The organism is Kitasatospora sp. MAA19, from assembly GCF_029894125.1.
Lineage (GTDB): Bacteria > Actinomycetota > Actinomycetes > Streptomycetales > Streptomycetaceae > Kitasatospora.
In genome coordinates, this window is the sequence record NZ_JARXYZ010000003.1 from 169445 (window position 1) to 193901 (window position 24457).

Sequence of the window (24457 nt, forward strand, 5' to 3'; positions counted from 1 at the left end):
AAGCCGACGCGCCCGGCCAAAACGGATTACGCGACGGGCGGCTGACCAGGCAAGGTGCGCATCCGCCTGGCCTGCCGGTTCCGCTCGGCGAGCTGGTCGTCCGGCGGGTAGCCGACCTCCTCAAGGGTGAGCCCGTACGGCCGGATCACGTTGACGGCCGAGTTGCGGACCCCGCCGGCCAGCACCTCGCCCGGGAACTCCACCGGCCGGTGCCCGTCCCCGACCAGCAGCATCGCGCCGACCAGCGCCCGGACCATGTTGTGGCAGAACGCGTCGGCGCGGACGGTGGCGACCGCGAGCGTGCCCTCCTGGGCGGCGTAGGAGTCCACCGGGACACGGTCCCAGTGCAGCTCCAGCAGGGTGCGGATGGTGGTCGCGCCCTCGCGCTTCTTGCAGTACGCGGCGAAGTCGTGCTCGCCGAGCAGCAGTTCGGCGGCCGCGTTCATCCGGTCGACGTCCAGCGGGCGGTCGTGCCACAGCACGTGCCCGCGCAGCAGCGGGTCGACCCCGCCGGGGTGGTCGGCGACCCGGTAGGCGTACCGGCGCCAGATCGCCGAGAAGCGGGCGTCGAACCCGGCCGGGGCCTCGCCGACCCGGTAGATCCGGACGTCCCCGGGCAGCCGGCCTGCCAGCCGGCGCAGCAGCTTCTCGCGGTGCGCCTCCCACAGCTCGGCCGGCAGGTCGACGTGTGCGACCTGGCCGCGGGCGTGCACCCCGGCGTCGGTGCGGCCGGCCACGGTCAGCGGGAAGAGCTCCGGGCTGCGGGTGACGATCTGCAGCGCGGTCTCGATCTCCTCCTGGACCGTCCGGCGGCCGCCGCGCTGGCGGGCCCAGCCGGAGAACTCGGCGCCCTGGTAGGCGAGATCGAGCCGCACCCGGACGTACCCGTCGGCCGGGCCGTCCTTCACCGGCGGCTGCTCGGCGCAATCGTTGACCACTGCTTCTCTTCTCCCGCGATCGGTCCCGGCACAAGGGAACGGGCCCGCTCCCCCATCGCTGGGGAAGCGGGCCCGCATCACACCTGGAGGTGTCAGGCCTGCTCGGCGGCCTCGGCCTCGTCGGCCTTGGCGACGGCGGCGGCCTCGTCGGCCTCCTTGACGGCGCGCTTGGTGGCGCCCTCGGCCTCGCCGACGGCGGTCTGCGCGACGGTCAGCGCCTCGACCAGCTCGATCACGGCCATCGGGGCGTTGTCGCCACGACGGGGACCGATCTTGGTGATACGGGTGTAACCACCCGGGCGGTTCTCGTAGCGCGGCGCGATCTCGGTGAAGAGGGTGTGCAGCACCGAGATGTCGGTGATGGTCTTGCGCACCAGGCGACGGTTGTGGATGTCGCCCTTCTTCGCCTTGGTGATCAGCTTCTCCGCCAGCGGGCGCATCCGACGGGCCTTGGCCTCGGTCGTGGTGATGCGGCCGTACTGGAAGAGCTCCCGGCACAGACCGGCGAGCAGCAGCGGCTCGTGGTGCGGGCCGCCGCCGAGGCGGGCACCCTTGGTGGGACGCGGCATGGAATTACTCCTTGAATCTCCTACTGCGGCCGTACCAGGTACCGCAGCGGGCGTACGAGCACGGTGCCCGCACGACTTTCACGACGACGGAGGCGGTTCCGGAGAACCGCCTCCGCGGTCAAGTCTCTCAGTACTGCTCGGTCTCCGCGTAACCCGCGTCGTCCAGGTCGTCGGCGCCGAAGGCGTCGGCGGCCGCGGTCGGGTCGAACCCGGGCGGGCTGTCCTTGAGGGCCAGGCCCATGCCGGCCAGCTTCGCCTTGACCTCGTCGATCGACTTCGCACCAAAGTTGCGGATGTCGAGCAGGTCGGCCTCGGAGCGGGCGACGAGCTCACCCACGGTGTGGATGCCCTCGCGCTTGAGGCAGTTGTAGGAGCGGACGGTGAGCTCCAGCTCCTCGATCGGCAGCGCCAGGTCGGCGGCCAGGGCGGCGTCCGTCGGGGACGGGCCCATGTCGATGCCCTCGGCGTCGATGTTCAGCTCGCGGGCGAGACCGAACAGCTCCACCAGGGTCTTGCCGGCCGAGGCCATGGCGTCGCGCGGACGCATGGCGGGCTTGGTCTCGACGTCGACGATCAGCTTGTCGAAGTCGGTCCGCTGCTCGACACGGGTGGCCTCGACCTTGTAGGTGACCTTCAGCACCGGGCTGTAGATCGAGTCGACCGGGATGCGGCCGATCTCCTGGCCGGAGGCCTTGTTCTGGACGGCGGAGACGTAGCCGCGACCGCGCTCGACGGTCAGCTCCATCTCCAGCTTGCCCTTGCCGTTCAGCGTGGCGAGGACCAGCTCCGGGTTGTGCACCTCGACACCCGCCGGCGGGGCGATGTCGGCGGCGGTGACGACACCCGGGCCCTGCTTGCGCAGGTACATCACGACCGGCTCGTCGTGCTCCGAGGAGACGACCAGCTGCTTGATGTTGAGGATGAGGTCGGTCACGTCCTCCTTGACGCCCGGCACGGTGGTGAACTCGTGCAGGACGCCGTCGATGCGGATGCTGGTGACAGCGGCACCCGGGATCGACGACAGGAGCGTGCGGCGCAGGGAGTTGCCGAGGGTGTAGCCGAAGCCCGGCTCCAGCGGCTCGATCACGAACCGCGAGCGGAACTCGTCGACGACCTCTTCGGTCAGCGAGGGGCGCTGAGCGATAAGCATGAGGGGTGTTCCTCCAGTTGTCTTCGGCACCCACTATTTGATGCCGACAGGACCAAGCGTACGGGGTCCCGCAAGCAGCGACGAGTCACTACGTGGGACCCCGTACGAGGTTAAAGCGTTACCCGCGAGCCCGAAGGCGCTGCGTCAGACGCGGCGGCGCTTCGGCGGACGGCAGCCGTTGTGCGGGGTGGGGGTGACGTCCTGGATCGAGCCGACCTCCAGGCCGGTGGCCTGGAGCGAACGGATCGCGGTCTCGCGGCCGGAGCCCGGACCCTTCACGAAGACGTCGACCTTGCGCATGCCGTGCTCCTGCGCGCGACGGGCAGCGGCCTCGGCGGCCATCTGCGCGGCGAACGGGGTGGACTTGCGCGAGCCCTTGAAGCCGACGTGGCCGGCGGAGGCCCAGGAGATCACGTTGCCCGAGGGGTCGGTGATCGAAACGATGGTGTTGTTGAACGTGCTCTTGATGTGCGCGTGGCCGTGAGCGACGTTCTTCTTTTCCTTGCGGCGGATCTTCTTCGCGCCGGCAGCCTGACGACCCTTGGGGGGCATAAGTCTGTTCTCCTACTGAGGTGGTCGGTCCGCTGACCCGCGGGCCGGAGGGATGTCCGGTTACGGGACGGACTACTTCTTGCCCGGCTTCTTCTTACCGGCGATCGCGCGACGCGGGCCCTTGCGGGTACGCGCGTTGGTGTGGGTGCGCTGGCCGCGGACCGGCAGGCCGCGACGGTGACGCAGACCCTCGTAGCAGCCGATCTCGACCTTGCGGCGGATGTCGGCGGCCACCTCACGGCGGAGGTCACCCTCGACCGTGTAGTTGGCGTCGATGTACTGGCCCAGCTTGACGAGGTCTTCCTCGGTGATGTCGCGAACGCGGACATCCGGGTTGACGCCGGTCTCGGCCAGGGTCTGCTGGGCGCGGGTACGGCCGATGCCGTACACGTACGTAAGGGCGATCTCGATCCGCTTCTCACGGGGGAGATCAACGCCGGCGAGGCGTGCCATTCAAGGCTCCTGTGTTTCTTCAGAGGTCTTGCGTGCTACCTACTCCGTCACCTCACGGTGAGGGAGCCCCGGCCTCTGACCGGGGGCGGCAGTCCGCCCTTTCACAAGGATGGATCGGGTAGCCCGCTTATGACGTTTTCGCGTCGCGCGAAGTACTACGAGAAATGCTGGGGAGAGATCAGCCCTGGCGCTGCTTGTGGCGCAGGTTGTCGCAGATCACCATGACCCGGCCGTGACGGCGGATCACCTTGCACTTGTCGCAGATCTTCTTGACGCTCGGCTTGACCTTCATGTTCAGGTTCTCCGGGTCTAGATCTGACGTTCTTACTTGTAGCGGTAGACGATCCGCCCGCGCGTGAGGTCGTAGGGGCTGAGCTCCACGACGACCCGGTCGTCCGGCAGGATGCGGATGTAGTGCATGCGCATCTTGCCACTGATGTGCGCGAGGACCTTGTGACCGTTCTGCAGCTCGACCTTGAACATCGCGTTCGGCAGAGACTCGATCACGGTGCCCTCGATCTCAATGGCGCCTTGCTTCTTAGCCATGAACTGCGAGATCCACCTTCCGGGACCGGCTACCGTATGCGGAACGCTCGTGCGAACCTGGGTTCACCCCGTCCCCGAGGGGAAGAGGGCGCGCTGAAGCACGCTACGAGTGAGCCGACGGTCCATCCTACGCCAGCGCGTCCGGTGGGCCAAAACGGGATCCCGGAACGCGGCCGCCGTCACACCCGAGCGGGTCACACCCGGGTGGTGACCGCCAGCGGCTCGACGTGGGCGGTGCAGGCCGAGCAGCGGCGGGCGGCCTCGGGGATCTCGGTCAGGCACTCGGGGCAGGGCCGCTTGGGGGTCTTCGGCTTCTTCGGCAGGTACCGCGCGGTCGCCTTGGTGATCGGCAGGACGACGCAGAAGTAGAGCACCGCCGCGGTCATCACGAAGGCGATCAGCACGTTCAGGAACTGGCCGTACGGGAAGGTCACCCCGGCGACCGTCGCCTTGTACGAGCTGAAGTCACCGGCCGCGCCGACCACCACACCGACCAGCGGAGTCAGGAAGGCGGACACGAAGCCGGTCACCACCGCGGTGAACGCGGCGCCGATGACCACACCGACCGCCATGTCGACCACGTTGCCGCGCATCATGAAGTCGCGGAATCCCTTGAGCACTGCTCTCTCCTGCCGATCGAAGCTGCTGAAGCCACTGCCAGCCGATAAAAATAGGACAAAAGCCCTGGAGGTCCAAACCTCCAGGGCTCTGATCCCTTGTCAGCGGCGGAAGCCGGCCGCTCAGCCGGCCACCGACCGACTAGCCGAGCGGGTCCGGAGCAGCGGTGACGCCCAGCTTCGCGAGCTCCGCCTTGCCGCCGTCGAAGGCGGTCAGGACCAGCGGGCCCTCCTCGGTGACGGCCACCGAGTGCTCCCAGTGCGAGGCCCAGGTGCCGTCGTCGGTGACGACCGTCCAGTCGTCCTCCAGCACGGTGGTGTGCGGGGTGCCCAGCGAGACCATCGGCTCGATCGCCAGCACGGTGCCGGGGATCAGCTTCGGGCCCTTGCCGCGGCCGCGCTCGACGTAGTTCAGCACGTGCGGCTCCATGTGCATCGCGGTGCCGATGCCGTGGCCGCCGTAGCCCTCGGTGATGCCCCACTTGCCCTTGGGGGGCAGCGGCTGGCGGCGGATGAAGCCCTCGATCGCCTTGGAGACGTCGACCAGGCGGTTGTTCTTCTTCATCTGGGCGATGCCGGCCCACATCGAGCCCTCGGTGACCCGGCTCAGCATCTCGACCTCGGGGCGGACCTCGCCGACCGCCACGGTGATCGCCGAGTCGCCGTGCCAGCCGTCCAGGATGGCGCCGCAGTCGATCGAGATGACGTCGCCCTCCTGGAGCACCCGGTCGCCGGGGATGCCGTGCACGACCTCGTTGTTCACCGAGGCGCAGATCACCCCCGGGAACCACAGGCCGCCGTGGTGGGCACGGAAGTTGGAGGTCGCGCCATGGCCGGTGATGACCTTGTCCGCGATGTCGTTGAGCTCCTGGGTCGTCACCCCCGGAGCGACCGCCTCCCGGCAGGCCTTGAGCGCCTCGGCGACGACCAGCCCGGCCGCTCGCATCTTCGCGATCTGCTCGGGGGTCTTGATCTCCACCATCTGGTCACGCCTTCCACGTTCTGTTTGCCACTGCCTACCACCGTACGACGCCGTACGGCCGCGCCGCCCGGGATCGGGGAGCGCGGCCGTACGGCGTCGCCTGGAAACTCAGTTGTCCTGCTTCAGCGCCTCGATCGCGCGCCGGGTGACCTCGTCCACCTTGCCGAGGGCCGAGATCGTCGCCACCAGGCCCTGCTGGGCGTAGTAGTCGATGATCGGCTCGGTCTCCGTGTGGTAGACCTCCAGGCGCGTGCGCACCTTGTCCTCGGTGTCGTCCGAGCGCTGGTACAGCTCGCCGCCGCACTCGTCGCAGACGCCGTCGACCTTCGGCGGGTTGTAGTCCACGTGGAAGACGTGGCCACCGTCGTTGCGGCACAGGCGGCGGCCGGCGATCCGGCGGACGACCTCGTCCTCGGGGACCTCCAGGTCCAGCACGCCGTCCAGCTTGATGCCCTGCTCGGCGAGGAACTCGTCCAGCGCCTTGGCCTGGCCCAGGTTGCGGGGGAAGCCGTCGAGCAGGAAGCCGTTGGCGGCGTCATCCTGGAGCATGCGGTCCTTGGCCATCCCGATGGTGACCTCATCCGGCACCAGGCGGCCCGCGTCCATGTAGCTCTTGGCCTCGAGCCCCAGCGGGGTGCCCTGACCGATGTTGGCGCGGAACAGGTCGCCGGTGGAGATGTGGGGAATGGACAGGGTCTTGGCGAGCAAGTGCGCCTGAGTACCCTTCCCGGCCCCGGGAGGACCAACGAGGACGATACGCATCAGCGGAGGAACCCTTCGTAATTGCGCTGCTGGAGCTGGCTCTCGATCTGCTTCACAGTTTCGAGTCCGACGCCGACGACGATGAGCACGCTGGTGCCGCCGAACGGGAAGTTGGTCTGCTGTCCGAAGGCGACCAGGGCGATCATCGGGATCAACGCGATCAGGCCCAGGTAGAGCGAACCCGGCCACGTGATTCGGGTCAGCACGTAGTTCAGGTACTCGGCCGTCGGTCGGCCGGCCCGGATGCCCGGGATGAAGCCACCATACTTCTTCATATTGTCGGCAACTTCTTCGGGGTTGAAGGAGATGGCGACGTAGAAGAAGGCGAAGAAGACGATCAGCAGGAAGTAGGTGGCCATGTAGATCGGGTGGTCACCCTTGACGAAGTTCGTCCGGATCCACGTGGCCCAGCCCGCCTGACTGTTGGTCAGCTGGACCACCAGGGCCGGGATGTACAGCAGCGACGAGGCGAAGATGACCGGGATGACACCGGCCTGGTTCACCTTGAGCGGGATATAGGTCGAGGTGCCGCCGAACGCCCGCCGGCCGATCATCCGCTTCGCGTACTGGACCGGGATCCGGCGCTGGGCCTGCTCCACGAAGATGACCAGCATCACGACGATGACGCCGACCGCGACCACGGACAGGAACTCGACCCAGCCGCCGCCGATGGTGCCGGAGCTCTTGATCGCCCACATCGAGGACGGGAACTGCGCGGCGATCGAGGTGAAGATCAGCAGCGACATGCCGTTGCCGATGCCGCGGTCGGTGATCAGCTCGCCCAGCCACATGATCACCGTGGTGCCGGCGGTCATCGTGATCACCATGACGGCGATCCGGAAGACGCCGGTGTCCGGCACGATCTGGTTGGCCACGGGGCAGCCCGAGAACAGCGCGCCGCTGGAGGCCGTCGCCACGATGCCGGTGCCCTGGAGCACGGCGAGCGCGATGGTCAGGTAGCGGGTGTACTGGGTGATCTTCGCTGTGCCGGCCTGGCCCTCCTTCTTCAGCGCCTCCAGTCGCGGGATCACGACCGTGAGGAGCTGGAGGATGATGCTCGCGGTGATGTACGGCATGATGCCGAGCGCGAAGATCGTCAGCTGGAGGAGCGCGCCACCGCTGAACAGGTTGACGAGCCCGAAGAGGCCGTTGTTCTTGGTCTCCTTCACACACTCGTTCACGGCCGTGAAGCTCACGCCGGGGATCGGAATGTGCGAGCCCAGCCGGAACAGCACCATGATGCCCAGCGTGAACAGCAGCTTCTTGCGCAGGTCGGGCGTCTGGAACGCCCGCGCGAACGCACTGAGCACGGTGCCTCCTGCGCCTCCCGCACGTCGTCGGCGGGAGGGTCGGTCCTGAATGGGAGTTTGGCGGTACGGGCTCCCGTACGGACGGCACAGGCGAGCCTATGCGCAGCCTACAAGGGAACTCCACGGACTCTAACAGTGCGCGGCCACTCGGAAGAAGCGCGTACGGCCCCTCCCCCACTCACGGGGTACGGGATGCCCGGTTTTGCCACACAAAAGAACGAGAGCCCGTCAACGGGACGCCCGGAGAAACGCGCGAGCCCCGCACCTCCCGAAGGAGGTACGGGGCTCGCACCGAAGTCAGCGGGCTCAGACGAGCTCGGTGACGGTACCGCCGGCGGCGGTGATCTTCTCGGCGGCGGAGCCGGAGACGGCGTCAACCGTCACCTGCAGCGCAACCGAGATCTCGCCGGTGCCGAGCACCTTGACGAGGGAGTTCTTGCGAACCGCGCCCTTGGCGACCAGGTCCTCGACGGTGACCTCTCCACCCTGCGGGTAGAGCTCGGCCAGCTTGTCGAGGTTGACGACCTGGAACGTGATCTTGAACGGGTTCTTGAAGCCCTTCAGCTTCGGCAGGCGCATGTGGAGCGGCATCTGGCCACCCTCGAAGCGCTGCGGAACCTGGTAGCGGGCCTTGGTGCCCTTGGTACCACGACCGGCGGTCTTACCCTTGGAGCCCTCACCACGACCCACGCGGATCTTGTCGGTCTTGGCACCCGGGGCGGGACGCAGGTTGTGGATCTTGATCGGGTTGTCGCCCATGATCAGTCCACCTCCTCAACCGTCACCAGGTGACGGACCGTGTGGGCCATCCCGCGAATCTCGGGACGGTCCTCCTTGACCACCACGTCGTGCATGCGCTTGAGACCAAGCGAACGCAGGGTGTCGCGGTGGTTCTGCTTGCTGCCGATGTACGACTTGGTCTGCGTGATCTTCAGGCGAGCCATCAGGCGCTCACCCCTGCAGCACGAGCCCGCAGCAGAGCGGCGGGAGCCACGTCCTCCAGCGGCAGGCCACGGCGGGCGGCGATCTCCTCGGGGCGCACGAGGCCCTTCAGAGCGGCCACGGTGGCGTGCACGATGTTGATCGCGTTGTCCGAGCCGAGCGACTTCGACAGGATGTCGTGGATGCCGGCGCACTCCAGGACGGCGCGCACCGGACCACCGGCGATAACACCGGTACCGGGGGCGGCGGGCTTCAGCAGCACGACGCCGGCGGCCTTCTCACCCTGGATCGGGTGCGGGATGGTGCCCTGGATACGGGGGACCTTGAAGAAGTTCTTCTTGGCCTCCTCAACACCCTTGGCGATGGCGGCCGGAACCTCCTTCGCCTTCCCGTAACCGACACCCACGGTGCCGTCACCGTCGCCCACCACGACCAGCGCGGTGAAGCTGAAACGACGACCACCCTTGACAACCTTGGCGACACGGTTGATCGCGACAACGCGCTCGACGTAAGCGGTCTTCTCGACGGCGGGGGCGTTGCCCCGGTCGTCACGCTTACGGTCGCGCCGCTCGCCACCGCCGGTGCCACCGCCGGCGCCGCTACCGCGGCGCTGGGGTCCAGCCATTGGAATTACCTCTCTCGATTACGTCCGTCGACTGAGTCGACGAGCGGCTTAGAAGTCGAGCCCGGCCTCGCGAGCCGCGTCCGCCAGGGCGGCGATGCGGCCGGCGTACCGGTTGCCCGCGCGGTCGAAGACGACCGCCTCGATGCCGGCGGCCTTGGCGCGCTCGGCGACCAGGCTCCCGACCTTCTTGGCCAGCTCGGTCTTGTCGCCCTCGGCGCCCTTGATGGACACGTCGAGGGTGGACGCCGACGCCAGGGTGTGCCCCTTGGCGTCGTCGATGACCTGGGCGACCATGTGACGGTTCGAGCGCGTCACGACGAGGCGCGGACGCACCTCGGTGCCGACGACGCGCTTGCGAACGCGGATCGCGCGGCGCTTGCGAGCGGCGCTCTTGTAGGCGTTGCCCTTGCCGATCTTGACAGAGACGCTCATCGCTTACTTACCACTCTTTCCGACCTTGCGGCGGATGACCTCGCCCGCGTACTTGACGCCCTTGGCCTTGTACGGGTCGGGCTTGCGCAGCTTGCGGATCTTCGCGGCGACCTCGCCGACCTTCTGCTTGTCGATGCCGTCCACGTGGAACTTGGTGGCCGACTCGACGACGAAGGAGATGCCCTCGGGGGCCTCGACCAGGATCGGGTGGCTGTAGCCCAGCTGGAACTCCATGTTGGAGCCCTTCGCCAGAACTCGGTAGCCGACACCGCTGATCTCCAGCGACTTGCGGTAGCCCGCGGTCACGCCGGTGATCATGTTCGCCACCAGCGTGCGGGAAAGGCCGTGCAGGGCCTTCGACAGACGCTCGTCGTTGGGGCGGGTGACGAGCAGCGTGCCGTCCTCGCCCTTACCGATCTCGATCGGCGCGGCGACAACGTGGGTGAGGGAGCCCTTCGGGCCCTTCACCGAGACCGCCTGGCCATCGATGGTGACGTCCACGCCAGCGGGGACCTGGATGGGCAGCCGTCCAATGCGCGACATTGCTGTACCTCCGTTTCCCGAATTACCAGACGTAGGCGAGAACTTCTCCGCCTACGCCCTTCTTGGCAGCCTGCTTGTCGGTGAGGAGGCCGGAGGACGTGGAGATGATCGCCACGCCCAGGCCGCCGAGCACCTTCGGCAGGTTGGTGGACTTTGCGTAGACCCGCAGGCCCGGCTTGCTGATCCGCTTGATGCCAGCGATCGAGCGCTCACGGTTGGGGCCGAACTTGAGCTCGATGGTCAGCTTCTTGCCGACCTCGCCCTCAACGGGCTCCTCAACCTTGTAGGAGGAGATGTACCCCTCCTGCTGCAGGATCTGGGCGACGTGCGCCTTGATCTTGCTGGCCGGCATCGCCACGGAGTCGTGGTACGCCGAGTTCGCGTTACGCAGACGCGTGAGCATGTCTGCGATGGGGTCGGTCATGGTCATGATGGCCTCAGGCCTCTCTCGCCGTGGTTTCTCCGCGCCAGGTCCCCCCGCCGCACTCCGAGGAGTGCGGCGGGGGCACAGACGCAGGGGACCTGCGGCGTCGTAAGACTGGGTGCGAGCCCTCCGAAGAGGGTCGACGGCAGCTATGGAGCTACCGCGACAGGGGGCCCGACCCCACTACCTTACGGGATTCCGTACGCAGCCCCAAAAAAGGGGGCGCTGTGGGGTCGGGCACACCTGCTTCGCTATGGCATTACCGCGAGGTCCTGGACTACCAGGAGCTCTTGGTCACGCCCGGCAGCTCGCCACGGTGCGCCATCTCACGAAGGCACACACGGCAGAGGCCGAACTTGCGGTACACCGAGTGCGGACGGCCGCAGCGCTGGCACCGGGTGTAGGCCCGGACGCCGAACTTCGGCTTGCGCTCGGACTTCGCGATGAGGGACTTCTTCGCCATTGGCTCACGCCTCCTTGAACGGGAAGCCCAGAGCACGCAGGAGCGCCCGGCCCTCGTCGTCGGTCTGAGCGGTGGTCACGACGGTGATGTCCATACCGCGCTGACGGTCGACCTTGTCCTGGTCGATCTCGTGGAACATGACCTGCTCGGTCAGACCGAAGGTGTAGTTGCCACGGCCGTCGAACTGCTTCGGGGAGAGGCCACGGAAGTCACGGATTCGCGGCAGGGCCAGCGAGACCAGACGGTCCAGGAACTCCCACATGCGGTCACCACGGAGGGTGACGTGCGTGCCGATCGGCTGGCCCTCGCGCAGCTTGAACTGCGCGATGGACTTACGGGCCTTGGTCACGGCCGGCTTCTGACCGGTGATCGCGGTCAAGTCGCGGATCGCGCCCTCGATCAGCTTGCTGTCACGAGCGGCCTCGCCGACACCCATGTTGACGACGACCTTGACCAGGCCGGGCGTCAGCATGACGTTCTCGTACGAGAACTGCTCCTGCAGCTGACCCTTGATCTCGGAGTTGTAACGCTCCTTGAGACGGGGGGTCACCTTCTCAACACTCGTCTCAGACATCAGATGTCCTCACCGGTTCGCTTGGCAACGCGGATCTTGTTGCCCTCGTCGTCGAAGCGGTAGCCAACGCGGGTGACGACCTTCTTGCCGTCCTTCTCCACGACCAGCTGGACGTTGGAGACGTGCACCGGGGCCTCGACGGTGACGATGCCACCCTGAGTGCCCGGGCCCGGCTTGGTGTGCTTCTTGACCCGGTTCACACCCTCGACCAGGACCTTGTTCTCGGCGGGCATGGCCTGGATGACCTTGCCCTGCTTGCCGCGGTCCTTGCCGGTGATGACCTGAACCAGGTCACCCTTCTTGATCTTCATGCTGTTCGCCATGGGTTAGAGCACCTCCGGCGCAAGCGAGATGATCTTCATGAACTTCTTGTCGCGCAGCTCGCGGCCCACCGGGCCGAAGATGCGGGTGCCACGGGGGTCACCGTCGGTGTTCTTCAGAACGACCGCGGCGTTCTCGTCGAAGCGGATGTACGAGCCATCCGGACGACGGCGCGACTTCACGGTACGGACGACGACGCACTTGACGACGTCACCCTTCTTCACCGAACCGCCGGGGATCGCGTCCTTGACGGTCGCGACGATGACGTCCCCGATACCGGCGTAGCGGCGACCGGAACCACCGAGAACGCGGATGCAAAGGATTTCCTTCGCGCCCGTGTTGTCGGCGACTCGCAGTCGCGACTCCTGCTGGATCACAGCTTTCTCCTGATCGTCAACGAGAGCTGAGGGGCCGGCCGCTGCTCACACCAGCGCCCGCAAGGGGCCTGATGCACATACGGCCGTACCGCATCAACTTCGTTACTTGGCCTTCTCGAGGATCTCGACGACGCGCCAGCGCTTCGTCGCGGACAGCGGGCGGGTCTCCGCGAGGAGGACCCGGTCACCGATGCCGCACGCGTTCTGCTCGTCGTGCGCCTTCAGCTTGTTCGTACGGCGGATGACCTTGCCGTACAGAGCGTGCTTGACGCGGTCCTCGACGGCGACGACGACGGTCTTGTCCATCTTGTCGCTGACGACGAGACCCTCACGGGTCTTGCGGAAACCGCGCGTCTCGTTGGTGTTCTCAGTCATCAGGCGTTCTCCACCGTCTCGATGCCCAGCTCGCGCTCGCGCATCAGGGTGTAGATCCGCGCGATGTCCTTACGGACGAGCTTGAGCCGTCCGTGGTTGTCGAGCTGCCCGGTCGCCGCCTGGAAGCGGAGGTTGAACAGCTCCTCCTTGGCCTCACGGAGCTTGGCAACGAGACCCTCGTTGTCCAGCTCGCGGAGGTCAGCAGCCTTGGTGCCGGCCGACATCAGCTCTCACCTGCCTCGCGCCGGATGATCCGGCACTTCATCGGGAGCTTGTGAGCAGCGCGGGTCAGCGCCTCACGAGCCACCTTCTCGTTGGGGTACGACAGCTCGAACATGACCCGACCCGGGTGCACGTTCGCGATCCACCACTCGGGCGAACCCTTACCGGAACCCATGCGGGTCTCGGCCGGCTTCTTGGTGAGCGGACGGTCCGGGTAGATGTTGATCCAGACCTTGCCGCCACGCTTGATGTGACGGGTGACGGCGATACGAGCGGACTCGATCTGCCGGTTCGTCACGTAGGCCGGGGTGACGGCCTGGATGCCGTACTCGCCGAAGGCGAGCTCGGTGCCACCCTTGGCGGCGCCGCGGCGCTTGGGGTGGTGCTGCTTGCGGTGCTTGACCCGACGGGGGATCAGCATTGGAGTCAGGCCTCCGTTCCGGTGTTCTCGGCAGCCGGAGCCTCGGCGACCGGGGCCGCGGAGGCCTCGGCAGCGGCGGGGCGACGGCCACGGCCACCGCGCTCGCCACCACGGCGCTCGCCACCGCGGGCGGGACGACCACCCTCGGGACGGGCCGGGCGGTTGCCCGAGCGGGCAGCGGCGTTCTCAGCGCGGACCTCGGCGATGTTCTTGACGTCGCCCTTGTAGATCCAGACCTTCACACCGATGCGGCCGAAGGTCGTCTTGGCCTCGAAGAAGCCGTAGTCGACGTTCGCGCGCAGGGTGTGCAGCGGCACACGGCCCTCGCGGTAGAACTCCGAACGGCTCATCTCGGCGCCGCCGAGACGACCGGAGCACTGGACCTTGATGCCCTTGGCGCCGGACTTCATGGTGCCCTGCATCGACTTGCGCATGGCACGGCGGAAGGAGACGCGGGAGGACAGCTGCTCCGCGACGCCCTGAGCCACGAGCTGGGCGTCCAGCTCGGGGTTCTTGACCTCGAGGATGTTCAGCTGGACCTGCTTGCCGGTCAGCTTCTCGAGGTCGCCGCGGATGCGGTCGGCCTCGGTGCCACGGCGACCGATGACGATGCCGGGGCGCGCGGTGTGGATGTCGACGCGGACGCGGTCGCGGGTGCGCTCGATCTCGACCTTGGAGATGCCGGCGCGCTCCATGCCCTTCGTCATCATGCGACGAATGGCGACGTCTTCCTTGACGTAGTCCTTGTACAGCTTGTCGGCGTACCAGCGGGACTTGAAGTCCGTGCTGATGCCGAGGCGGAACCCGTGCGGGTTAACCTTCTGGCCCATTACCGGGTCCCTTCCTTGCTGCTGACGACCACGGTGATGTGGCTGGTCCGCTTGCGGATCCGGTAGGCACGACCCTGGGCACGCGGACGGAACCGCTTCAGGGTCGGGCCCTCGTCAACGTACGCCTCGCTGATGACGAGGTCGTCCACGTTGGAGTGGTTGTAGTTGTGCGCGGCGTTGGCAATGGCGCTGTCGAGCACCTTGCCGACGGGCACGGTGGCGGCCTGCGGAGCGAAACGCAGGACGGCCTGGGCCTCCGTGGCCGGCAGGCCACGGATGAGGTCCACCACGCGGCGGGCCTTCATGGGCGTGACGCGGATGTACCGCGCCTGGGCCCTGGCTTCCATGGTTGTCCCCTTGCTGGTGTAAGTCATTGAGTCGGTAATCTCGCTGGCGACTAGCGACGCTTCGACTTGCGGTCGTCCTTGACGTGACCGCGGAACGTGCGCGTCGGCGCGAACTCGCCGAGCTTGTGGCCGACCATCGACTCGGTGACGAACACCGGGACGTGCTTACGGCCATCGTGCACCGCGATCGTGTGGCCGAGCATGGCCGGGAAGATCACGGAGCGACGGGACCAGGTCTTGATGACGTTCTGGGTACCCGCCTCGTTCTGCGCGTCCACCTTCTTGAGAAGGTGGCCGTCGATGAAGGGGCCCTTCTTGAGACTGCGCGGCATCTGACCTGCTCCTAGCGCTTCTTGTTGGTCTTGCGGCGGCGCACGATGAGAGCGTCCGACGCCTTCTTCGGGCGACGGGTGCGACCCTCCTTCTGGCCCCACGGCGAGACCGGGTGGCGGCCACCAGAGGTCTTACCCTCACCACCACCGTGCGGGTGGTCGATCGGGTTCATGGCGACACCACGCACGGTCGGGCGGACGCCCTTCCAGCGCATGCGGCCGGCCTTGCCCCAGTTGATGTTCGACTGCTCGGCGTTGCCGACCTCGCCGACGGTCGCGCGGCAACGCGCGTCGACCAGGCGGATCTCACCGGAGGGCATGCGCAGGTGCGCCATGCGACCCTCACGGGCGAGCAGCTGGATGCCGGAACCGGCGGAGCGGGCCAGCTTGGCACCGCCACCGGGACGCAGCTCCACCGCGTGGATGGTGGTACCGACCGGGATGTTGCGCAGCGGCAGGTTGTTGCCCGGCTTGATGTCGGCGCCAGCGCCGTTCTCGACCCGGTCACCCTGCGCGATGCCGCGCGGCGCGATGATGTAGCGCTTCTCGCCGTCCGCGTAGTGCAGGAGCGCGATGCGCGCGGTGCGGTTCGGGTCGTACTCGATGTGCGCGACCTTGGCCGGCACGCCGTCCTTGTCGTGACGACGGAAGTCGATCACGCGGTAGGCGCGCTTGTGACCGCCACCCTGGTGGCGAACGGTGATCCGACCGGCGTTGTTACGGCCGCCCTTGCTGTGCAGGGGGCGAACCAGCGACTTCTCCGGCGTGGACCGCGTGATCTCTACGAAGTCGGCCACGCTGGAGCCACGACGGCCCGGCGTAGTCGGCTTGTACTTGCGGATGCCCATTTGGCTCTCTCGTCCTCGTCCTTATCGACGATCACGATCCCCGTTAGGAGACCGGACCACCGAAGATGTCGATGCGGTTGCCCTCAGCCAGCGTCACGATGGCGCGCTTGGTGTCCTTGCGCTTGCCAAAGCCCGTCTTGGAGCGCTTGCGCTTGCCCTGACGGTTGAGCGTGTTGACGGACTCGACCTTGACCGAGAAGACCGCCTCGACGGCCTGCTTGATCTGGGTCTTGTTGGCACCGGGCGACACGACGAACGTGTACTTGTTCTCGTCGAGGAGCGAGTAGCTCTTCTCCGAGATGACCGGCTTCACCAGGACGTCACGGGGGTCCGTGAACGTCTTGCTCGTGATCTCTGCAGCCATCAGGCGGCGCTCCCTTCGAGCTCGCCCTCAGCAGCCACGGCCTTGGCGGACGCGGCGGGACCCGCCACGAAACGCTCGAAGGCGGCCTGGGTGAAGACCACATCGTCGGAGACGAGCACGTCGTAGGTGTTCAGCTGACCGGCGTCCAGGATGTGCACGTGCGGCAGGTTGCGAGCGGACTTGAGGCCCAGCTCGTCCGCGCGCTCGACGACCAGAAGGACGTTCTTGCGCTCGGTGATCTTGCCGAACAGGCTCTTGGCGGCCTTGGTCGACGGCGCCTCGGTCGCGGTCACGTCGGTGATGACGTGGATGCGGTTGTGGCGGGCCCGGTCGGTGAGCGCACCGCGCAGGGCGGCGGCGATCATCTTCTTCGGGGTCCGCTGCGAGTAGTCGCGCGGCACGGGACCGTGCACGACGCCACCGCCGGCGAACTGCGGCGCACGGGTCGAGCCCTGACGGGCGCGGCCGGTGCCCTTCTGGCGGTACGGCTTCCTGCCGCCACCGCGGACCTCGCCACGAGTCTTGGTCTTGTGGGTGCCCTGACGGGCCGCAGCGAGCTGCGCCACGACGACCTGGTGCATCAGCGGAACGCTGACCTTCGCGTCGAAGATCTCGGCCGGCAGCTCGAGGCTGCCGGTCTTGTCGCCCGAGGGCGACAGGATGTCAATGGTGCTCATATCCTCACAGCCCCTTCGCCGCGGTGCGGACGAGGACGAGGCCGCCGTTCGGGCCCGGGATTGCGCCCTTGATCAGGAGCAGCCCCTTCTCCGCGTCAACGGCATGGATGGTCAGGTTCTGGGTGGTCACACGCTCGTGGCCCATCCGGCCGGCCATCCTCACGCCCTTGAACACGCGACCCGGGGTGGCACAGCCACCGATCGAGCCGGGCGAGCGGTGCTTGCGCTGCACACCGTGACCGGCGCCGAGGCCCCGGAAGTTGTGGCGCTTCATGACACCGGCGAAGCCCTTGCCCTTGGAGGTGCCGGTCACGTCGACCCGGACACCCGCCTCGAACAGCTCCGCGGTGATCTCCTGGCCGAGGGTGTACTCGGAAGCATCCGCGGTGCGGAGCTCGACCAGGTGGCGGCGCGGGGTGACACCGGCCTTGGCGAAGTGGCCCGCGAGGGGCTTGTTCACCTTGCGGGGGTCGATCTCGCCGAAGCCGATCTGGACGGCGTCGTAGCCGGCCGGACTGTCGGCGGTGTGGACCTGGGTCACGACATTGGGCCCAGCCTTGACGACGGTCACCGGAACGACCCGGTTGTTCTCGTCCCAGACCTGGGTCATGCCGAGCTTCTCGCCCAGGATGCCCTTAATCTGCTTAGCCATCTTCGGTGCGCCTCTCAGAGCTTGATCTCGATGTCGACGCCCGCCGGCAGGTCGAGACGCATGAGCGAGTCAACCGTCTTCGGCGTGGGGTCGAGGATGTCGATCAGACGCTTGTGAGTACGCATCTCGAAGTGCTCGCGCGAGTCCTTGTACTTGTGCGGCGAGCGGATGACGCAGTACACGTTCTTCTCAGTGGGCAGCGGCACCGGGCCCGCGACCTGCGCACCAGTACGGATCACCGTCTCGACGATCTTCTTCGCCGAAGAGTCGATGACCTCGTGGTCGTAGGCCTTGAGCCGGATGCGGATCTTCTGTCCCGCCATGGCTACTCAGTAGTCCTTTGTCCTAGTCACTGCACGACCACCCTCCGACCCCCGCGCTCGGGCGTGTCGCACTCGCGCTTGCAAAAAACCGGCGAAAAACTCGTCGGCTTCAAACCTTCGGGGTTGGGGGGCGCCGGGCCGAGGCCCCGCACACGCTTCCCGGAAGATTCCCGTACTTTCGCCCCGCAGCTGCCGTGGCGTCGACTTCACGCTTAACGGCCATCACGGGAACGACGAGTACATGGGACTCGCTTCCAGTCCTCCCGGCGGGAGACGCGCAGCATCGGCACTCAACCGAGCAACTTGGACATACTGCCACATGGAGCAGCCCGGATGCCAATCGGGGCCGGTGAGGTACCCCTCACCGGCCCCGCTGGTCGCTCGTGCGGATTACTTCTTCTGTTCGTTCACCCAGGGGGCCTGCCGGCCGCAGACCGCCGGCCAGTCCTCGGTGCTCACGTTGGCGCACCAGATGAAGCCCTTGTCGGTCTCCGGCTTCCAGTCCTTGGTGATGATGTCCGCGCACTTCGCCACCGGCGAGAACTTCGGACAGGTGCCGTCCTTCTTCTTGATGGTGTGCGCCCGCCAGGCGTCCAGGCCCATGCTGTTGGTGGACTCCGCCTGCGGCATGTAGCGGTCGACCGACCAGGAGGCGCCCATCGTCGCGAACAGCGCCAGCGCGCAGATCAGACCGGCGGCCAGCTGCTTGGTGACCCGGCGCGGGATCGCCGGCCCGGCGGAGGCCGCGCGGCCGTTCGAACGGAGCAGCCGCTCCAGCCAGCCGGCGCCGCGCTCCAGGCCGGTCATCAGCCCGACCACGGCCAGGATCAGCAGGCAGTACATGATGATCCAGGTGGTCCGCGGGTACAGCTGGATCATCTGCTCGTGCGCCATGTGCGAGGCGAACCAGAACCGCAGCAACCAGGCCCCGGCCAGCACCGCCGCCGCCACCCGGACCACCATGCTGCGCAGGCCCAGGCCCACCCCGATGCCGACCGCCGCGACCAGCATGATGGCGAAGCCGGTCTGGCCGGCCAGCTCGCCCGACTGAGGCCAGTTGTGGTACGTCAGCCCGCCGTTGCGGTCCGACATCCAGCCGAGCACGTACGTCGGGTCGACGTAGTTGACGATGTAGGCGTAGCGGTCGGGGGTGTCCGCGCCGAGCTTGACGATCTGGTACAGCAGCGGCGCGCCTATCACCCCGGCGGTGCCCACGGTGACGCCCAGGAACAGCAACCCGCGGCGGACGGTCTGCTTGCCGCGCCGCCACGGGAAGACGAACAGGGTCAGCAGGAAGACGCCCGGCGCCGACCAGAGGTACCAGCCCGAGTACCAGAGGAAGAGGATGCCGAAGGCCGCGCCGAAGCCGAGGGCGCGCAGCCAGAGCGCCCGGGTCGACAGCTCCCCCGCCCGGCGCAGCTCGCGCAGGCAGGCCGCCAGCAGCGGCAGCAGGACGATCATCGTCACGTGGCTGTACGGGCGGATCGGGTCCAGGAAGACCAGCGCGGACGGCACCGCGATGGCCAGCGCCCAGAACGGCCGCAGCATGAGCCGCCAGGCCAGGTAGCTCATCGGGCCGACCAGCGCGCTGCAGATGATCTGCAGGTCGTGCAGGGCGAAGCCGGCGCCGCCGACCCCGCCGTAACGCAGCTTGGACCAGATCGCGATCGCCGCCGGGAACAGCGGCGGGTACACGCCGGAGATGCCCTTGCCGTGCATCATCGACGTCGCCATGTCGATCAGGACGCTCGGGTCGCCCTCCTGCCCGCCGAGCGGCCACGGGGTGCCGCGCAGCGCGACCACCACGCCGCCGGCCACCACGCCGGTGGCCAGGCCCGCCAGCGCGGCGCAGACCAGCCGCTGGACGATGCCGTGCCGGCGCAGCCCGCCCCGGTAGGCGGTGTAGACCAGGACGGCCAGGATCGGCAGGCCGACCATCGCCACGTACTGCTGGATCTTGGCCAGGCCGCTGACCTGCCCGATCCGGTTCATCGGGTTGACGCTGATGTGACGGCACAGCAGCGTGAAGCCGAGCGCCGCCACCACGCTGACCAGGATCTCCCCCGCCACGAGCACCCCGCGCCGCTCGAACCAGCGGTCGCCGGCCCCCGGGTCGACGGGGCGGGCCTGGTCCGCCCCGTCGGGTGGCACGTCCGATCCGCGGAGCCGGTCGGTTGCCAGATCGGTCATGTCGCTTCACTTCCGTAGGACTTCGGGCTGCTGCTGGGCGGTACGGGCGGTCGGGGCCCTCGAAGGACAGTACCGCGTGCCAAGGCCCCACCGGGCAGCCGGAGTCCGCCCGACCGGCCCCCACAACCGCCCCGGGCACGGGCCGTACCGAGGCGCTCACGGCGGCCTCCTCCCGGTCTCCTCCCCCGGCGCGAGCCCGGCGCTGCGGGTTTCCGCCGATTTGCGCGCACTGCTCCGTTCCACCGCCATGGAACGTCCGTACATGTGTCCAACCAGTGCACAGGAAGCGTTTGACCCCCTGGCAGAATCAGTCGAGCAAATGAGCGACCGGTCCCGGACGCTCGGCTTCAGTTCGTCCCTCCTCGATCGCCCGGCCACAAAGGACCTCGCAGTGACAAGCCTCCAGACCGCGGCCACCTCGACCGAACTCCGACGGGCCCCGATACGCCGAAGAGTCAAGGACAGACCATCGCCCGGCGCCTTTCTGCTCTGGGTCCTGGAGGGTCTGGTCGCCCTGGCGGCCTCGCTGCTGATGACCTACCTCGCCCGGTTCGTCGACCTCAACCCGATGACCCGGATCGGCCAGGTCAGCGGCCTGGCCGCGCTGCAGCTGCAACTGCTGCTCCTGCTCGGCGTCGTCCTGCTGGTCTGCGTCCCGGCCATGCGCCGCTGGGCGGACGCCCCGCTGCGGTTCGGGGCGGCGGCCGTCGCCGGGCTCTCCTCCGGCGTCGTCGCGGCCGGCGTCTCGCTCGCCCTGCGCGACACCATGTGGCCGCTCAACGGGCAGGGCGGGGACTCCGGCACGCTGCAGGCCTGGGCCGGCGCCCTCATGCAGGGCAAGCCCCTCGACGGCGCCTACCCGCCGATGTTCCCGCACCTGATCGCCTGGACCGCCGAGTACTTCACCGACGGCGACGTCGGCTACGCGATGAAGATCGTCTCGCTGCTCTTCATGGGCCTGCTCGGCCCGCTCGCGTACCTGGCCTGGCGACTGATGCTCCCGCCGCTGTGGGCGCTCGGCATCGGCGTCACCGCCTCGCTGCCGATGATGCAGCCGTACAAGCCGTACACCAACCTCGTCCTAGTCGCGCTCGTCCCGGTGCTCGGCAAATTCGTACAGCTGCTCCAGCGCTCCTCGGAGCTTCCCCGCAAGCGCGCCGCCGTCCAGGGCGGCGGGCTCGGCCTGGTGATCGGCCTGCTGTTCATCCTGTACTCCGGCTGGTTCATCTGGTCGGCGCTCGGCGTGATCGTGCTGACCGTCGTCATCGTGGTCCGGGTCTGGCGGGACGGCGGGGGCCGGGCGCTGGCGACGGCCGGGGCCACCCTCCTGGCCACCACCGGGGTCTTCCTCCTGATAGCCGGAAGCTACCTGGTCCGCCTGCTCTCCTCGGCCGGTTCCACCGTCGACCGTTACTGCTACTTCGACACCTACGCCGAGCCGACCTACTTCGCGATGTGGCGCGACGACCTGCCCGGCAGCGACGCCTGGAGCACCTGGCCGCTGCCCGGCGAGCTCGGCGGCGTCGGCCTCTTCTCCATCCTGCTGCTCGTCGGCCTCGGCGTCGCGCTCGCCCTCGGCGTCAACCGCCCCTCCGTCCTGGTGACCGCCGCCTGTGCGGCCAGCGCCCTGATCATGCGCTACTGGTACGCCTCCCACATGGAGAAGAACCAGGCGGTGATGCTCTACCCGCGCACCAGCGCCCAACTGCTCTACTGCACCCTCGTGCTCACCGGCCTCGCCTGCTACCTGGCCGCCCGCCGCTTCGGCGCCCGCCGCGCCCAGGCCGGCGAGCCGGTGCCGATCCGCGGACTCGCCCGGTTCACCCCGCGTGCGGTCGCGCTCGGCGCGCTCTGCTCCCTCGGCCTGCTGTACGCGATGGCCGGCTCCGCCACCGCCGACCGCTTCATGCCGAACATGAAGGGGGACGGCGGCGACCTCGCCTACTACGCGCAGACCACCGCGAGCTTCGACGGGCACTGCTCGCAGTACGCCCCGGACGGCAAGTGCTCGAAGCCGAGTGACCTGTCCACGCGGCTGGTCGACGGGCCCGACCAGGGCACGCTGGGCTGTTCCCCGGCCAACCCGTACCCGGTCCGGCCGAAGGCCTCCGGAGTGGTCGGCAACGTGCTGGCGCTGCTGGAGGGCTGAACCGGGCGGGCCGGCCCCGGCACCGGTACCGAAAAGGAGCCCGGCCCCACCGCCTGAGCGGTGGGGCCGGGCTCCTTCGTCCCTGCGGACGCGGTGCTAGTGGCGCTGGCCCGAGGTGAACGCGTGCTTGGCGAGCACCTTGAGGCCGGACTTCTCGCCGCGGCGCAGGGCGCCGGGGAGCATCGTGATCGCGTGGAAGCGGGAGGCGCTGCGGACCCGGGCGGCGCGCGCCGCCCTGGGCCAGCCGCGGGCGTCCATCCGCTCGGCCACCGCGTTGAAGTAGCGCTCCGCCTCGGTGAAGCGGGTGCCCGAGAAGGCCTGCACCGCGGACTCGCTGACCGCGTGGCGGCGGTACTGGAAGACGACGGTGGTGTTGTCGATCATCATCGTCTCGCCGCGCTCCAGCAGGTCGACGACCAGCGCGAGGTCCTGGATGACCGAGTACTCGTCGCGGAAGTTGACCGCCCGCAGGGCCTCGCCCCGCCAGCAGATCGACGGGAAGTAGAGCCAGTTGCCGCGCAGCACGCTGGCGGCCAGCTCCTCGCCGCCCATCAGGCGCCGGCCCTTGACGTTCGGGGCGTAGAGCTTGCCCTTCACGTTGTCGGCCAGGCCGGAGCTGACCACGCCGTCACCGTCGATCACCTCGACGCCCGGCTGCACCATGCCCAGGTCCGGGTTGACCTTGAGGATCGCCCGGACGGTCTCCAGGTAGTGCGGGTGCAGCAGGTCGTCGCAGCCCATGATGACCACGTGGTCCGCCGTGGAGAGCTCCACGCACTTCTGGAAGTTCTTGGTGATCCCGAGGTTCTGCTCGTTGCGCAGGTACCGCACCCGGTGGTCGCCGAGCTCGGCGAACCAGCCCGGGACGTCCGGCTCCTTGCCGTCGTCGATGACGGTCAGCCGCAGGACCGGGTCGCTCTGATTGAGGATGCTGCGCACCGCGGCCTGCATCAGGGCCACGTCGCCGTAGTACGGCAGCATGAACTCGAAGGTGGCCATGACGGTCAGGCTCCGTTGCTCTTCACCGGGACGGAGACCGGGAGGTCCAGGTCGAAGCGCTCCTCGTTGAGCCTGGAGCCCTCGTTGATCGCGACGGTGCGGGCCAGGTCGGTGAGCTTCTTCTCCAGCGAGCGGAACCGCAGGAAGGTGTTCAGGGTCAGGAAGCCCATGGCCAGGACCATCACGTACAGCACCAGGTCGGTGCCGCGGCCGACGCCGAACTTGTGGGCCACCCAGGTGACGTCGCTCGGGCGCAGGATCGCGTAGATGTTGGCGATCACGAAGACGGAGAAGGCGATGCGCTTCCAGGCGCGCGTGTTCGCGCGGTCCCAGCGCCGGATGAACATGAACGCGAGGGAAACCGCGCCCACGATCAGAACCAGCTGGATCCAGAAGTAGTTCATCGGCGGCCACGCTCCCGAAGCGAGATGTCGAAGATGATGTTGACGCCGTTGATCAAGGACTGACCCTTGGCGCGTGAGTAGTCGGTGTACAGGATGTCCACCGGGAGCTCGGCCACCCGCAGGTCGGCGCCGGCCAGGAAGCTGACGATCTCCGAGGCGTGGGCCATGCCGTTCATGGTGATCCGCAACCGGCCCGCGGCTTCACGGTTGAGCACGCGCAGGCCGTTGTGCGAGTCGGTGAGCTTGAGCTTGCGGGCGGTGGGGCTGACCGTCGCGGCGGTCCGCAGGACGACCCGCTTGATCCACGGCACCTGGCCGTTCTGCTCGATGAAGCGCGAGCCGAGGACCACGTCGACCTCGCCCGTGCGGAGCAGGGCGACCATCTTCTCGACGTCGGCCGTCTGGTGCTGGCCGTCCGCGTCGAAGGTCGCGAAGTACTGGGCGCCGTTCTGGGCGAGCGCGTAGGCGAGGCCGGTCTGCAGCGCCGCGCCCTGGCCGAGGTTGACCGGGTGCCGCACCAGGTGCGCACCCGTGGACATGATGTGCTTGGCGGAGTCGTCCGCACTGCCGTCATCGACCACAACGATGTTCGGGAACGTCTTGCGCGCTCCCTCAACAACGTCAGCGATCACCTGGCCTTCGTTGTAGGCCGGGATCACCAGCCAGACATCGTCGTACTGGGACACGGGGGCTCCATGTTCGGGGTGTCTCGCGCGCTCGCGCGCGGCAATCTGTATGTCGGGG

37 protein-coding genes are annotated in these 24457 nt (G+C 67.9%); 1 reads left to right on the forward strand and 36 read right to left on the reverse strand.

Annotated elements, in window-relative coordinates:
* Window positions 1-26: 26 nt before the first annotated feature.
* From truA to P3T27_RS06420, 33 genes are all read right to left on the reverse strand, one after another.
* Window positions 27-938: a tRNA pseudouridine(38-40) synthase TruA gene (gene truA, locus P3T27_RS06260; protein ID WP_280675108.1), complete on the reverse strand. Its 912-nt coding sequence runs from the start codon at window positions 936-938 to the stop codon at window positions 27-29.
* Between the two features lie 92 nt (window positions 939-1030).
* Entirely contained in the window at window positions 1031-1507 is a 477-nt protein-coding gene (gene rplQ / locus P3T27_RS06265) for a 50S ribosomal protein L17 (protein WP_280675110.1), read from the reverse strand.
* A gap of 127 nt (window positions 1508-1634) precedes the next feature.
* Complete coding sequence (locus P3T27_RS06270; protein WP_030055844.1) at window positions 1635-2657, reverse strand: DNA-directed RNA polymerase subunit alpha; 1023 nt, start codon at window positions 2655-2657, stop codon at window positions 1635-1637.
* Window positions 2658-2801: 144 nt separating this feature from the next.
* The gene (gene rpsK / locus P3T27_RS06275; protein WP_014136257.1) at window positions 2802-3209 is read right to left on the reverse strand and encodes a 30S ribosomal protein S11; all 408 of its coding nucleotides are present in this window, start codon (window positions 3207-3209) and stop codon (window positions 2802-2804) included.
* A 72-nt stretch (window positions 3210-3281) separates the two neighbouring features.
* A complete protein-coding gene (gene rpsM / locus P3T27_RS06280) occupies window positions 3282-3662 on the reverse strand; it encodes a 30S ribosomal protein S13 (RefSeq protein ID WP_148644398.1) in 381 nt (126 codons plus the stop codon).
* Between the two features lie 178 nt (window positions 3663-3840).
* Entirely contained in the window at window positions 3841-3954 is a 114-nt protein-coding gene (gene rpmJ / locus P3T27_RS06285; RefSeq protein ID WP_003956441.1) for a 50S ribosomal protein L36, read from the reverse strand.
* 32 nt (window positions 3955-3986) lie between these two features.
* Window positions 3987-4208 (reverse strand): translation initiation factor IF-1, encoded by a 222-nt coding sequence (gene infA, locus P3T27_RS06290; RefSeq protein ID WP_003956442.1) that lies wholly within the window; start codon window positions 4206-4208, stop codon window positions 3987-3989.
* Window positions 4209-4402: 194 nt separating this feature from the next.
* Window positions 4403-4828 carry a large conductance mechanosensitive channel protein MscL gene (gene mscL / locus P3T27_RS06295; protein ID WP_280675117.1) on the reverse strand — a complete coding sequence of 142 codons (426 nt, stop codon included), beginning with the start codon at window positions 4826-4828 and terminating at the stop codon, window positions 4403-4405.
* A 139-nt stretch (window positions 4829-4967) separates the two neighbouring features.
* On the reverse strand, window positions 4968-5807 hold the full coding sequence (map, locus tag P3T27_RS06300; RefSeq protein ID WP_280675119.1) for a type I methionyl aminopeptidase: 840 nt from the start codon (window positions 5805-5807) through the stop codon (window positions 4968-4970).
* Window positions 5808-5915: 108 nt separating this feature from the next.
* Window positions 5916-6569, reverse strand: a complete 654-nt coding sequence (locus P3T27_RS06305; RefSeq protein ID WP_280675121.1) for an adenylate kinase — start codon at window positions 6567-6569, stop codon at window positions 5916-5918.
* Window positions 6569-7879: a preprotein translocase subunit SecY gene (secY, locus tag P3T27_RS06310; protein WP_280675123.1), complete on the reverse strand. Its 1311-nt coding sequence runs from the start codon at window positions 7877-7879 to the stop codon at window positions 6569-6571. The genes P3T27_RS06305 and secY overlap by 1 nt, the downstream gene beginning before the upstream one ends.
* 306 nt (window positions 7880-8185) lie before the next feature.
* A complete protein-coding gene (gene rplO / locus P3T27_RS06315; RefSeq protein ID WP_097237491.1) occupies window positions 8186-8641 on the reverse strand; it encodes a 50S ribosomal protein L15 in 456 nt (151 codons plus the stop codon).
* Entirely contained in the window at window positions 8641-8823 is a 183-nt protein-coding gene (gene rpmD, locus P3T27_RS06320; RefSeq protein WP_030055835.1) for a 50S ribosomal protein L30, read from the reverse strand. Before rpmD ends, rplO begins: the two co-directional genes overlap by 1 nt.
* Entirely contained in the window at window positions 8823-9446 is a 624-nt protein-coding gene (gene rpsE, locus P3T27_RS06325; RefSeq protein WP_030055834.1) for a 30S ribosomal protein S5, read from the reverse strand. Before rpsE ends, rpmD begins: the two co-directional genes overlap by 1 nt.
* A 48-nt stretch (window positions 9447-9494) precedes the next feature.
* A complete protein-coding gene (rplR, locus tag P3T27_RS06330; RefSeq protein WP_030232494.1) occupies window positions 9495-9878 on the reverse strand; it encodes a 50S ribosomal protein L18 in 384 nt (127 codons plus the stop codon).
* A gap of 3 nt (window positions 9879-9881) precedes the next feature.
* On the reverse strand, window positions 9882-10421 hold the full coding sequence (gene rplF / locus P3T27_RS06335) for a 50S ribosomal protein L6 (RefSeq protein WP_280675127.1): 540 nt from the start codon (window positions 10419-10421) through the stop codon (window positions 9882-9884).
* A 22-nt stretch (window positions 10422-10443) separates the two neighbouring features.
* The gene (gene rpsH / locus P3T27_RS06340) at window positions 10444-10851 is read right to left on the reverse strand and encodes a 30S ribosomal protein S8 (RefSeq protein WP_031063036.1); all 408 of its coding nucleotides are present in this window, start codon (window positions 10849-10851) and stop codon (window positions 10444-10446) included.
* A gap of 271 nt (window positions 10852-11122) precedes the next feature.
* Complete coding sequence (locus P3T27_RS06345; protein WP_030055830.1) at window positions 11123-11308, reverse strand: type Z 30S ribosomal protein S14; 186 nt, start codon at window positions 11306-11308, stop codon at window positions 11123-11125.
* Window positions 11309-11312: 4 nt separating this feature from the next.
* A complete protein-coding gene (gene rplE / locus P3T27_RS06350; protein ID WP_030300393.1) occupies window positions 11313-11882 on the reverse strand; it encodes a 50S ribosomal protein L5 in 570 nt (189 codons plus the stop codon).
* Window positions 11882-12193 carry a 50S ribosomal protein L24 gene (gene rplX / locus P3T27_RS06355; protein WP_030055828.1) on the reverse strand — a complete coding sequence of 104 codons (312 nt, stop codon included), beginning with the start codon at window positions 12191-12193 and terminating at the stop codon, window positions 11882-11884. Before rplX ends, rplE begins: the two co-directional genes overlap by 1 nt.
* Window positions 12194-12208: 15 nt before the next feature.
* Entirely contained in the window at window positions 12209-12580 is a 372-nt protein-coding gene (rplN, locus tag P3T27_RS06360; RefSeq protein WP_030393301.1) for a 50S ribosomal protein L14, read from the reverse strand.
* A gap of 102 nt (window positions 12581-12682) precedes the next feature.
* Window positions 12683-12955, reverse strand: coding sequence for a 30S ribosomal protein S17 (gene rpsQ, locus P3T27_RS06365; protein WP_110670527.1), 273 nt, complete (start codon window positions 12953-12955; stop codon window positions 12683-12685).
* Window positions 12955-13179, reverse strand: coding sequence for a 50S ribosomal protein L29 (gene rpmC, locus P3T27_RS06370; RefSeq protein ID WP_063348970.1), 225 nt, complete (start codon window positions 13177-13179; stop codon window positions 12955-12957). The genes rpsQ and rpmC overlap by 1 nt, the downstream gene beginning before the upstream one ends.
* Window positions 13179-13598, reverse strand: a complete 420-nt coding sequence (gene rplP, locus P3T27_RS06375; protein WP_030055824.1) for a 50S ribosomal protein L16 — start codon at window positions 13596-13598, stop codon at window positions 13179-13181. Before rplP ends, rpmC begins: the two co-directional genes overlap by 1 nt.
* Before the next feature lie 5 nt (window positions 13599-13603).
* Window positions 13604-14428, reverse strand: coding sequence for a 30S ribosomal protein S3 (gene rpsC, locus P3T27_RS06380; protein WP_188306763.1), 825 nt, complete (start codon window positions 14426-14428; stop codon window positions 13604-13606).
* A complete protein-coding gene (gene rplV, locus P3T27_RS06385) occupies window positions 14428-14775 on the reverse strand; it encodes a 50S ribosomal protein L22 (RefSeq protein ID WP_030055822.1) in 348 nt (115 codons plus the stop codon). Before rplV ends, rpsC begins: the two co-directional genes overlap by 1 nt.
* Before the next feature lie 50 nt (window positions 14776-14825).
* Window positions 14826-15107 (reverse strand): 30S ribosomal protein S19, encoded by a 282-nt coding sequence (rpsS, locus tag P3T27_RS06390; protein WP_030055821.1) that lies wholly within the window; start codon window positions 15105-15107, stop codon window positions 14826-14828.
* Between the two features lie 11 nt (window positions 15108-15118).
* Window positions 15119-15955: a 50S ribosomal protein L2 gene (gene rplB, locus P3T27_RS06395; protein ID WP_280675144.1), complete on the reverse strand. Its 837-nt coding sequence runs from the start codon at window positions 15953-15955 to the stop codon at window positions 15119-15121.
* Window positions 15956-15998: 43 nt separating this feature from the next.
* On the reverse strand, window positions 15999-16322 hold the full coding sequence (gene rplW, locus P3T27_RS06400) for a 50S ribosomal protein L23 (protein ID WP_104816576.1): 324 nt from the start codon (window positions 16320-16322) through the stop codon (window positions 15999-16001).
* Complete coding sequence (gene rplD / locus P3T27_RS06405; protein ID WP_280675146.1) at window positions 16319-16996, reverse strand: 50S ribosomal protein L4; 678 nt, start codon at window positions 16994-16996, stop codon at window positions 16319-16321. The genes rplW and rplD overlap by 4 nt, the downstream gene beginning before the upstream one ends.
* A 4-nt stretch (window positions 16997-17000) precedes the next feature.
* Window positions 17001-17648, reverse strand: a complete 648-nt coding sequence (rplC, locus tag P3T27_RS06410) for a 50S ribosomal protein L3 (protein WP_280675148.1) — start codon at window positions 17646-17648, stop codon at window positions 17001-17003.
* Window positions 17649-17662: 14 nt separating this feature from the next.
* Entirely contained in the window at window positions 17663-17971 is a 309-nt protein-coding gene (gene rpsJ, locus P3T27_RS06415) for a 30S ribosomal protein S10 (protein WP_012785157.1), read from the reverse strand.
* 390 nt (window positions 17972-18361) lie between these two features.
* Window positions 18362-20161, reverse strand: coding sequence for a hypothetical protein (locus P3T27_RS06420; protein ID WP_280675150.1), 1800 nt, complete (start codon window positions 20159-20161; stop codon window positions 18362-18364).
* A gap of 391 nt (window positions 20162-20552) precedes the next feature.
* Here P3T27_RS06420 and P3T27_RS06425 point away from each other — a divergent pair, with 391 nt between their 5' ends.
* On the forward strand, window positions 20553-22310 hold the full coding sequence (locus tag P3T27_RS06425) for a hypothetical protein (RefSeq protein ID WP_280675153.1): 1758 nt from the start codon (window positions 20553-20555) through the stop codon (window positions 22308-22310).
* 96 nt (window positions 22311-22406) lie between these two features.
* On the opposite strand, the gene P3T27_RS06430 is transcribed toward P3T27_RS06425, so the two are convergent.
* From P3T27_RS06430 to P3T27_RS06440, 3 genes are read right to left on the reverse strand one after another with little or no spacing between them, the layout of a single operon-like run.
* Entirely contained in the window at window positions 22407-23309 is a 903-nt protein-coding gene (locus P3T27_RS06430) for a glycosyltransferase (protein WP_280675155.1), read from the reverse strand.
* Window positions 23310-23314: 5 nt separating this feature from the next.
* Window positions 23315-23713 (reverse strand): DUF2304 domain-containing protein, encoded by a 399-nt coding sequence (locus P3T27_RS06435; protein WP_280675157.1) that lies wholly within the window; start codon window positions 23711-23713, stop codon window positions 23315-23317.
* A complete protein-coding gene (locus P3T27_RS06440) occupies window positions 23710-24399 on the reverse strand; it encodes a glycosyltransferase family 2 protein (protein ID WP_280675159.1) in 690 nt (229 codons plus the stop codon). Before P3T27_RS06440 ends, P3T27_RS06435 begins: the two co-directional genes overlap by 4 nt.
* Window positions 24400-24457 lie beyond the last annotated feature (58 nt).

Excerpts from the sequence above, each read along its gene's own strand:
- rplQ (WP_280675110.1), bottom strand. The coding sequence starts at position 1,507 with ATGCCGCGTCCCACCAAGGGTGCCCGCCTCGGCGGCGGCCCGCACCAC.
- P3T27_RS06270 (WP_030055844.1), bottom strand. The coding sequence starts at position 2,657 with ATGCTTATCGCTCAGCGCCCCTCGCTGACCGAAGAGGTCGTCGACGAG.
- rpsK (WP_014136257.1), bottom strand. The coding sequence starts at position 3,209 with ATGCCCCCCAAGGGTCGTCAGGCTGCCGGCGCGAAGAAGATCCGCCGC.
- rpsM (WP_148644398.1), bottom strand. The coding sequence starts at position 3,662 with ATGGCACGCCTCGCCGGCGTTGATCTCCCCCGTGAGAAGCGGATCGAG.
- rpmJ (WP_003956441.1), bottom strand. The coding sequence starts at position 3,954 with ATGAAGGTCAAGCCGAGCGTCAAGAAGATCTGCGACAAGTGCAAGGTG.
- infA (WP_003956442.1), bottom strand. The coding sequence starts at position 4,208 with ATGGCTAAGAAGCAAGGCGCCATTGAGATCGAGGGCACCGTGATCGAG.
- map (WP_280675119.1), bottom strand. The coding sequence starts at position 5,807 with ATGGTGGAGATCAAGACCCCCGAGCAGATCGCGAAGATGCGAGCGGCC.
- P3T27_RS06305 (WP_280675121.1), bottom strand. The coding sequence starts at position 6,569 with ATGCGTATCGTCCTCGTTGGTCCTCCCGGGGCCGGGAAGGGTACTCAG.
- rpmD (WP_030055835.1), bottom strand. The coding sequence starts at position 8,823 with ATGGCTCGCCTGAAGATCACGCAGACCAAGTCGTACATCGGCAGCAAG.
- rpsE (WP_030055834.1), bottom strand. The coding sequence starts at position 9,446 with ATGGCTGGACCCCAGCGCCGCGGTAGCGGCGCCGGCGGTGGCACCGGC.
- rplR (WP_030232494.1), bottom strand. The coding sequence starts at position 9,878 with ATGAGCGTCTCTGTCAAGATCGGCAAGGGCAACGCCTACAAGAGCGCC.
- rplF (WP_280675127.1), bottom strand. The coding sequence starts at position 10,421 with ATGTCGCGCATTGGACGGCTGCCCATCCAGGTCCCCGCTGGCGTGGAC.
- rpsH (WP_031063036.1), bottom strand. The coding sequence starts at position 10,851 with ATGACCATGACCGACCCCATCGCAGACATGCTCACGCGTCTGCGTAAC.
- P3T27_RS06345 (WP_030055830.1), bottom strand. The coding sequence starts at position 11,308 with ATGGCGAAGAAGTCCCTCATCGCGAAGTCCGAGCGCAAGCCGAAGTTC.
- rplE (WP_030300393.1), bottom strand. The coding sequence starts at position 11,882 with ATGTCTGAGACGAGTGTTGAGAAGGTGACCCCCCGTCTCAAGGAGCGT.
- rplX (WP_030055828.1), bottom strand. The coding sequence starts at position 12,193 with ATGAAGATCAAGAAGGGTGACCTGGTTCAGGTCATCACCGGCAAGGAC.
- rpsQ (WP_110670527.1), bottom strand. The coding sequence starts at position 12,955 with ATGACTGAGAACACCAACGAGACGCGCGGTTTCCGCAAGACCCGTGAG.
- rpmC (WP_063348970.1), bottom strand. The coding sequence starts at position 13,179 with ATGTCGGCCGGCACCAAGGCTGCTGACCTCCGCGAGCTGGACAACGAG.
- rplP (WP_030055824.1), bottom strand. The coding sequence starts at position 13,598 with ATGCTGATCCCCCGTCGGGTCAAGCACCGCAAGCAGCACCACCCCAAG.
- rpsC (WP_188306763.1), bottom strand. The coding sequence starts at position 14,428 with ATGGGCCAGAAGGTTAACCCGCACGGGTTCCGCCTCGGCATCAGCACG.
- rplV (WP_030055822.1), bottom strand. The coding sequence starts at position 14,775 with ATGGAAGCCAGGGCCCAGGCGCGGTACATCCGCGTCACGCCCATGAAG.
- rpsS (WP_030055821.1), bottom strand. The coding sequence starts at position 15,107 with ATGCCGCGCAGTCTCAAGAAGGGCCCCTTCATCGACGGCCACCTTCTC.
- rplB (WP_280675144.1), bottom strand. The coding sequence starts at position 15,955 with ATGGGCATCCGCAAGTACAAGCCGACTACGCCGGGCCGTCGTGGCTCC.
- rplD (WP_280675146.1), bottom strand. The coding sequence starts at position 16,996 with ATGAGCACCATTGACATCCTGTCGCCCTCGGGCGACAAGACCGGCAGC.
- rplC (WP_280675148.1), bottom strand. The coding sequence starts at position 17,648 with ATGGCTAAGCAGATTAAGGGCATCCTGGGCGAGAAGCTCGGCATGACC.
- rpsJ (WP_012785157.1), bottom strand. The coding sequence starts at position 17,971 with ATGGCGGGACAGAAGATCCGCATCCGGCTCAAGGCCTACGACCACGAG.
- P3T27_RS06420 (WP_280675150.1), bottom strand. The coding sequence starts at position 20,161 with ATGACCGATCTGGCAACCGACCGGCTCCGCGGATCGGACGTGCCACCC.
- P3T27_RS06430 (WP_280675155.1), bottom strand. The coding sequence starts at position 23,309 with ATGGCCACCTTCGAGTTCATGCTGCCGTACTACGGCGACGTGGCCCTG.
- P3T27_RS06435 (WP_280675157.1), bottom strand. The coding sequence starts at position 23,713 with ATGAACTACTTCTGGATCCAGCTGGTTCTGATCGTGGGCGCGGTTTCC.